Origin of the sequence: Pseudomonas sp. NBRC 111127, from assembly GCF_001320345.1 — a bacterium.
Taxonomy (GTDB): domain Bacteria; phylum Pseudomonadota; class Gammaproteobacteria; order Pseudomonadales; family Pseudomonadaceae; genus Aquipseudomonas; species Aquipseudomonas juntendi.
On the sequence record NZ_BCBD01000316.1, the window covers coordinates 1 to 1,624 of the forward strand.

2 protein-coding genes and 2 tRNA genes are annotated in these 1,624 nt (G+C 58.6%); all 4 read right to left on the minus strand.

Features of this window, described 5'->3' with window-relative positions; translation table 11 throughout:
* Positions 1–28 precede the first annotated feature (28 nt).
* Positions 29–105, minus strand: a tRNA-Arg gene (locus tag APH30_RS27140).
* 106 nt (positions 106–211) lie between these two features.
* A tRNA-Ser gene (locus APH30_RS27145) sits at positions 212–302 on the minus strand.
* Positions 303–374: 72 nt separating this feature from the next.
* On the minus strand, positions 375–563 hold the full coding sequence (gene csrA, locus APH30_RS27150) for a carbon storage regulator CsrA (protein WP_003254503.1): 189 nt from the start codon (positions 561–563) through the stop codon (positions 375–377).
* A gap of 165 nt (positions 564–728) precedes the next feature.
* Positions 729–1,624, minus strand: an 896-nt coding sequence (locus APH30_RS27155; protein WP_054914249.1) for an aspartate kinase, incomplete at its 5' end; no start/stop codon positions are given.

Genomic DNA, 1,624 nt, shown 5'->3' on the forward strand with positions numbered 1-1,624 from the left:
AGCCTTGAAAACAAAGCCACTTCAAAAGTGGCGGACTCAGCAGGATTCGAACCTGCGACCGCTCGGTTCGTAGCCGAGTACTCTATCCAGCTGAGCTATGAGTCCGTGTCTTGCCGCGCATTATAGGTCGCTGAAACATTTTTGCAAGAACGTTTTCATTTAAAATCAACTACTTAGCGTTCCTGCCCGTTACAGCGCCCTACGCAAATAATGGCGGTGAAGGGGGGATTCGAACCCCCGATACCCTTATGAGGTATACTCCCTTAGCAGGGGAGCGCCTTCGGCCACTCGGCCACCTCACCGCAACACGAGGCGAATATTAAAGAACCTCTTTCACCTTTGCAACCCTTTTTTTGAAAAAAACTTCAAAAAAATTAAAGGCTTGGCTCTTCATCCTTCTCTTTCTTGATCCGCAGGTAGATTTCCTCGCGGTGAACAGCCACTTCCTTCGGCGCGCTAACGCCTATACGTACCTGGTTGCCCTTCACGCCGAGCACCGTCACGGTAATCTCGCCGTCTCCAATGATCAGGCTCTCGGCGCACCGACGAGTCAGAATCAACATAGCTTTCTCCTTACGCAAAACATTCAGGGGTAACAGTCTTGGGGTCAGGGCCGGCCGCGGACGACGACCAGCCCGGCAGCACGCTGCACAGGGCAGGACAGGGCCTGCGCAGCGAGCAGAAACACGAAGGGCGCGGCTGGTGCCGCGCCCTTGCAGTGCAGCGCCTTACTCGCCCTGTCGGGCAGGGGCGTCAAGCTCGAACGCGGTGTGCAGCGCGCGTACGGCCAGCTCCAGGTACTTTTCTTCGATCACGACCGAAACCTTGATCTCGGAGGTGGAGATCATCTGGATGTTGATGCTCTCCTTGGCCAGCGCCTCGAACATGCGGCTGGCAACCCCGGCGTGCGAGCGCATGCCGACGCCAACGATGGAGACCTTGGCGATCTTGGTGTCGCCGATCACTTCGCGGGCACCGATTTCGCGGGCGGTGTTTTCCAGCACGCTCTGCGCCTTCTCGTACTCGTTGCGGTGCACGGTGAAGGTGAAGTCGGTGGTGTTATCGTGGGCAACGTTCTGCACGATCATGTCCACTTCGATGTTCGAAGCACTGATCGGGCCGAGGATCTTGAAGGCCACGCCCGGGGTGTCCGGCACGCCGCGAATGGTCAGCTTGGCTTCATCACGGTTGAAGGCGATACCGGAAATGATCGGCTGTTCCATGGATTCCTCTTCATCAATGGTAATGAGGGTACCCGGACCCTCCTTGAAGCTGTGCAGCACGCGCAGCGGAACGTTGTACTTGCCGGCGAACTCCACCGAACGGATCTGCAGCACCTTGGAACCGAGGCTGGCCATTTCCAGCATCTCTTCGAAGGTGATCTTCTCCAGGCGACGGGCCTGCGGCACTACGCGCGGGTCGGTGGTGTAGACGCCATCCACATCGGTGTAGATCTGGCACTCGTCAGCTTTCAGCGCCGCCGCCAGGGCCACGCCGGTGGTGTCGGAGCCGCCGCGACCGAGGGTGGTGATGCTGCCGTGCTCGTCGACCCCCTGGAAGCCCGCAACCACGACCACGCGGCCTTCCTTGAGGTCGGCACGAATCTTGTGGTCGTCGATTTGCA

Excerpts from the sequence above, each read along its gene's own strand:
- csrA (WP_003254503.1), bottom strand. The coding sequence starts at position 563 with ATGTTGATTCTGACTCGTCGGTGCGCCGAGAGCCTGATCATTGGAGAC.